Annotated in this window: 4 protein-coding genes; 2 read left to right on the top strand and 2 right to left on the bottom strand. The window is 52.6% G+C overall.

Going from position 1 to position 5,738, the window contains the following annotated elements; genetic code table 11:
* Positions 1-10 precede the first annotated feature (10 nt).
* Together HMPREF9538_RS09120 and HMPREF9538_RS09130 are read right to left on the bottom strand one after the other, a co-directional pair.
* Positions 11-1,771, bottom strand: coding sequence for a tannase/feruloyl esterase family alpha/beta hydrolase (locus tag HMPREF9538_RS09120; protein WP_009485619.1), 1,761 nt, complete (start codon positions 1,769-1,771; stop codon positions 11-13).
* Positions 1,772-2,144: 373 nt separating this feature from the next.
* Positions 2,145-2,375, bottom strand: a complete 231-nt coding sequence (locus HMPREF9538_RS09130) for a potassium:proton antiporter (RefSeq protein ID WP_004192625.1) — start codon at positions 2,373-2,375, stop codon at positions 2,145-2,147.
* A gap of 21 nt (positions 2,376-2,396) precedes the next feature.
* On the opposite strand from HMPREF9538_RS09130, the gene bamA reads away from it, so the two are divergent.
* Together bamA and iraM are read left to right on the top strand one after the other, a co-directional pair.
* Positions 2,397-4,820 (top strand): outer membrane protein assembly factor BamA, encoded by a 2,424-nt coding sequence (gene bamA, locus HMPREF9538_RS09135; protein WP_004146635.1) that lies wholly within the window; start codon positions 2,397-2,399, stop codon positions 4,818-4,820.
* Positions 4,821-5,371: 551 nt separating this feature from the next.
* A complete protein-coding gene (gene iraM, locus HMPREF9538_RS09140) occupies positions 5,372-5,725 on the top strand; it encodes an anti-adapter protein IraM (RefSeq protein WP_002885039.1) in 354 nt (117 codons plus the stop codon).
* Positions 5,726-5,738 lie beyond the last annotated feature (13 nt).

Below are 5,738 nucleotides of genomic sequence, written 5' to 3'. Positions count from 1 at the left end.
CCCCTGGGGTTTATTGAACAGTGAGTGTGCCGTGGCGAACCTGATAATTTTTTTGATTATCAGGGCCAATATAGTCGCTGGCGGGTTTTGCCAGCTGCAGATGACCAAAGGCGGTTGTTTGCTCTGCATGATAATTTTCGCCGTCATTCACGTCGCCGCGCCCGTTATAACGGGCAATGGCCGGGAAGGGATACACCGGACGAGTCGCGATAACAGCTGGAGCGGCGTCAGCGTAAGGCTGACTGACTTTCTGCACGCCGTGAAACTGCGTTTGCGCATCTGGTTTTTCTGTCATCGGCGGCAGGTCGGCAGCGGCTGTTGCCCGTTTGCCGGCCATGATCTCCTGCGGCGCGATGCCTTCCTCGGTCCAGCGCATCAGCGGGGTAAGGAGATCAATTTGATCGTAACCTTCGCCATTACCGCAATGGGCTACCCCAGGCAGCAGGAATAACCGCAGGAAGGTATCCGTTGCGGCATGGCCCATCTCTGCTTCTACGCCGCGATAATAGGCGATAGAAAAGGCCGGACTGACGGAGTCATCGGCCAGACCGTGCCAGAGGATAAGCTTGCCGCCGCGCTGTTGATAGGCATGAAGATTGGTATTTGCCGCGTTATAGAGCGGCGCCAGTTGGGCGACGGCGTCAAAATTCTGCTGGTTAAGCGGGAAATCCCGCATCGATTGGATCTTCTGTTTTTCTCCTGGCAGGAGCACGGATTGCAGAGCCGGTAGTACCATCATTTCCGACATTGAGTGGCCGGTCGGCGTCTCGGGCACCGGCCAGCGTAGCTCGGAACCCAGCGGCAGACCGCCCGCGACGAACTGGGCGCCGTGGCTGTCGTAAGCGCCGCGGTAGAGCTTTTTCACCACCTCGATCTCTTCCTGCGTCAGGCAGGTAGAACGGTCCCGAGCATCGGCAGGACAGCGGGGGAGCCATGACTCAGAGAACTGACAGGCATACGGATTTTGCAGGATACCATCCTGCACGCCGGAAAGCGTCGGGCAGTGAGCCAGCACGGCCTGGTGAATCAGAGGAAGGCGATTTTTCAGCAGGATAGCGGTACCGTCCGGGCGCTGATTGGCGGCCACATTCCAGCCGTGGAAGAAGGAGTTCTGAAACTGGAAAAAGGCCGCTGGCGCGCCAGCGCTGATACCGTCAAAATCCTGCGGAAAGCGCTGCGCTTCCATCAATGCTTCGCGACCGCCGTCTGAGCAGCCCATAAAGTAGGCATACTTTGGCGGCTGGCGGTAAAGCGTCTGCATCACCGCTTTGGCCAGCACGGCGGTCAGGTGGTTGGCGCGCCAGGCAAAATCGATGCGCTTTTGCGGATCTTCGGCCCATGACGCATCCATCATACTGCCATGGTGCCCCATATCGGTTGCTGCCACCACAAACTCGCCGTTCATTGCCGGCAGGCAGCCGCTGGCATTCGACAGACTCAGGTTAATACTCCCGCACAGTCCGCCACAGCCGACCTGCAAAAAACGTTGACTCCAGCGTTGGGTCGGCAGGGCAATCTGCACGCCAATCTCAGGGGCGATAGTGGCGCTCACCTTGCACCAGCTTCCCTGCGCGGAGGTCTGCATTTCAGTGTGGTTGATAGTGACCTTTGCGCCAACGGCTGCGCTGAAGTCGGTAGTGCTTAGCGCATCGCATGTCAGCGCGGGAAGAACGATCGGCAGACTGGCGACAGCCTGCGTGGGTGAAGCGAACGATAACCCGAAGAGGGCGCAGAGGATGATGGGCAAGATTGTCTTGAGTAAGCGTGTCATACGCAGTTCCCTGTGGCTGATGATGGGAGGCGGCAGGATGGCGAAACCTATGCCTCACCTTCCCTGGCGAGGCGCCACTGCTTGGCTATTGTAGATAACGATAGACTTTCCTTGATGCCTTGATAAGGCGACCCTACTGTATTCTGCTATTTTGAGGAAAATATGGAGATGTTTGCCAACGGCGTCTGGCGGTGAATTCGGGGTAGAATGTTGTGATATCAGTTGCATAATTTATTCAATTTCTCTTCATTAAATCTGCTGGGTTGCAGGTTATTTTTCTCCCTGTTCCTGGTGATCCCAGAGAGCATCATTCCTAACGAGATCCTTCCCCCTTTCCATTAATAAGAAAGGGGGCTTTTTATTAATAAAACGTTCAGGCAAATCTAAATATAGTACTGGTGTTGGCCATTAGAACCATGCGCTTCAGAAAAAGTTCCATCATTAAATATATTTTTAAAGATGCTTTAACATCCATTTTTTCTCCATTTTGTCGCCATAATTGCATGTAATTCTGCGCCTCGCTCAGGTTATTTTCTGTCGCATATTTTAGAGATGCATCCTGAACAAATAAGCTCAACGCCAGCAGGACACTGCTATTGCTCATTATCTCGTAGACGACACATTCATGTTAAAAAAGACTCATATCATCAGCGGATTATTGATCGCCCCTTTAACGTTATATGCCGCAACATCATATCAAGTTGATGATATCCGTTTTGAAGGGCTACAGCGCGTGACCGTCGGGGCGGCGCTATTAAGTATGCCATTGCACGCGGGAGATGCGGTGACGCCAGAAGATGTCAGCGAGGCAGTGCGCGCGCTGTATGCGAGCGGCAATTTCGAAAATGTGCAGATCCTGCGCGATGGGAAAACGCTGGTGGTGCAGGTTAAGGAACGGCCCACTATTGCCAGCGTCAGTTTTTCCGGGAATAAGGCAGTGAAGGATGATGCGCTAAAGGAAAATCTCACCGCGTCCGGTATTTCTGCAGGTAGCGCACTGGACAGAAATTCGCTTAGCGAAATAGAAAAGGGGTTACAGGATTTCTATTACAGCGCGGGGAAATACAGTGCGCAGGTTCACGCGGTGGTGACCCCGTTACCGCGTAATCGCGTTGACTTAACGTTCGTTTTTCAGGAAGGCATCTCGGCGAAAATCGCACAAATAAACATTATCGGTAATCAGGCGTTTCGGGAAGAGACGCTCCTGGACCAGCTTCAGCTACGTGATAATGTGCCGTGGTGGAACGTGGTAGCCGATAAAAAATACCAGAAGCAGAAGCTGGAAGCCGATCTGGAAACGCTGCGCAGTTTTTATCTCGATCGCGGCTATGCGCGCTTTGCTATCGAGTCCACGCAGGTCAGTATGACGCCAGATAAAAAATCCCTGTATATCACTATCGCCCTCAATGAAGGCGAACGTTATCGGGTCGACCGAACTCAGGTGACAGGCGATCTGGCTCAGCATGGGCCGGAGATCGAGGCGCTTGCCCAGCCGCTGGCGGGGGCATGGTATAGCGGGGCGCAAGTCACCACGGTTGAAAATGAGATCAAAAAGCACTTTGGTAAGTATGGTTATGCCTGGCCGCAGGTGACGTCCACGCCGGAAATCGATGATGCGCATCACCGCGTGGTGCTGCATATTCAGGTCAACGCGGGCCGCCGCTACTCGGTACGCCAGATCCGCTTTTCCGGTAACGACACCTCCCGGGACGCGGTGCTGCGTCGTGAAATGCGCCAAATGGAAGGGGCGTGGCTCAACAACGAAAAAGTCGATCAAGGGAAGGTACGTCTTGATCGAACGGGTTTTTTTGAGAACGTTGAACAGCAGATCGTTCCGGTCAATGGAACGGCGGATCAGGTCGATGTGGTCTACAAGGTGAAGGAGCGCAACACCGGCTCATTCAATGTGGGCCTGGGATTTGGTACGGACAGCGGCGTGAGCTATCAGCTTGGCGTGACGCAGGATAACTGGCTGGGAACGGGTAATAGCGTTAGCTTCAACGGGACGCGCAACAGCTACCAGTCTTATCTTGAACTGGGGGCGACGAACCCGTGGTTTACCGTAGATGGCATCAGCCTGGGCGGAAAGATTTTTTATAACAGCTATGATGCTTCTGATGCGGATGCCGGGAGCTATAACCAGCAGAGCTATGGTTTAGGTAGTACGCTAGGGTTTCCCATTAGCGAAAATAACTCCCTGAACCTGGGACTGGATTATGTCCATAATCGCCTGACCAATATGGATCCGGAGCTGACGACCTGGCGCTACCTCAGCTCTCGGGGAATCGAGCCCAGCGTGGTGACGAAAGATGGCGACAGCGGCGCAAAATATAGCGCCAACGATTATTTTGTGAGTCTTGGATGGGGCTACAACGATCTCGATCGCGGCTTCTTCCCGCGTGCGGGAAACAAGAGCAGCCTGAGCGGTAAAGTGACGCTCCCCGGTTCGGATAATAGCTACTACAAACTCTCTTTTGACACCGCCCAGTATCTGCCGCTGAGCGAGAACAAGCGCTGGGTCTGGATGGAACGCCTGCGCGCAGGCTATGCCGGCGGGTTAGACGGCAAAAGTGTGCCGTTCTACGATAACTTTTACGCTGGCGGTTCGTCGTCAGTGCGCGGATTTTCTTCTAACACCATTGGGCCTAAAGCGGCCTATTACCGCTGTAACGGTAGCGAAAGCAGCTATAGCGCCTGCCCGCTGGACGCCTCGTCTGATGCGGTCGGCGGGAATGCCATGGCGGTGCTGAACAGCGAATTTATCATTCCAACCCCCTTTGTGAATGATAAGTACGCCGATAGTCTGCGAACCTCGCTGTTTGTTGACGCGGGGACGGTCTGGAGTACATCCTGGCACAACACCGCGCAGACGCTGGCGGCAGGGATCCCTGACTACGGCGATCCGAGTCATATTCGTCTCTCCGCGGGGATTGCCGTGCAGTGGATGTCTCCCCTCGGTCCACTGGTCTTCTCCTGGGCAGAGCCGTTTAAAAAGTACGATGGTGATAAAGCAGAACAGTTTCAGTTTAATATCGGCAAAACCTGGTAGGGCTCCAACGGGGCCTGATAGACCGGCGTGGCTATATTCTGTGGACTGTCCTCCGACATAGCGATTGAGCAGAATATACTCAACCGCTATGTCGATATTATCGCTAAGGAATACGATCTGGCGGGACACCCGCGACATTTACCCGAGCGCGGTCTGAGGGCCTCGCGGACCTGGTGGCGTACGACGAGGTAACCGCGCAATAAATAGCTGCCTGCTACTATCCTCTCTTCTTGCCAAACCGCGGGTAATACTCAGTGCTGCATCATCTAATACCAATGACTGAGGCCTCATCCAGAGGGACTAAGACGTATTGTAAATTAAGTTTATATTATCTTATTTTTTATTATATTTTCTTTTTTAAGGGTAATTTGGCTGTTTTTCATCAGGCCTAACCATAAATTTAGAGAGGGAAATGAAACGTTACTAATAATGGAGTATGTCGTTAGGAATTGTCTTAAATCACATAATTGCCAGGGGCGCTTGCGATTTATAACAATGAATGCTATCACTATATATTGCAATAATTTGTAGCATCTTTATAAGGAAGGAATATGAAATGGACTATTCTTAATACCCTGATCTGCCCGCAATCTGGTATCGCCTTCTCGGCTATATCCAGTCTGCGTTTCTTGAAATTTATCATGTGGTACGAGGCTGATGTAATCCTGTTGCCCGGTGAGTCGATAAGACTCTATTCCTCGAGAGTTTTAATTAATGACCAGTATCATTCATTAAAAATCTATAATATTACGGTGTACGACGAGGCGCAGTGGGAAAAATTACGTGAGCGACCATCGTGCCCTTACCATGCCGGTGGCGAGCGGTCTGACTCCTGTTTTTACCAGTCCTTTTGCACGATTAAGCGTTGCCCGAATAATATTCCCCGCAGTGAACCCTGGCGTTAGCCAGTCCACACCC

Source organism: Klebsiella sp. MS 92-3 (genome assembly GCF_000195655.1).
In the GTDB taxonomy this organism is placed as follows: Bacteria; Pseudomonadota; Gammaproteobacteria; order Enterobacterales; family Enterobacteriaceae; genus Klebsiella; species Klebsiella pneumoniae.
This window is presented reverse-complemented; position numbering and strand designations above follow the sequence as displayed.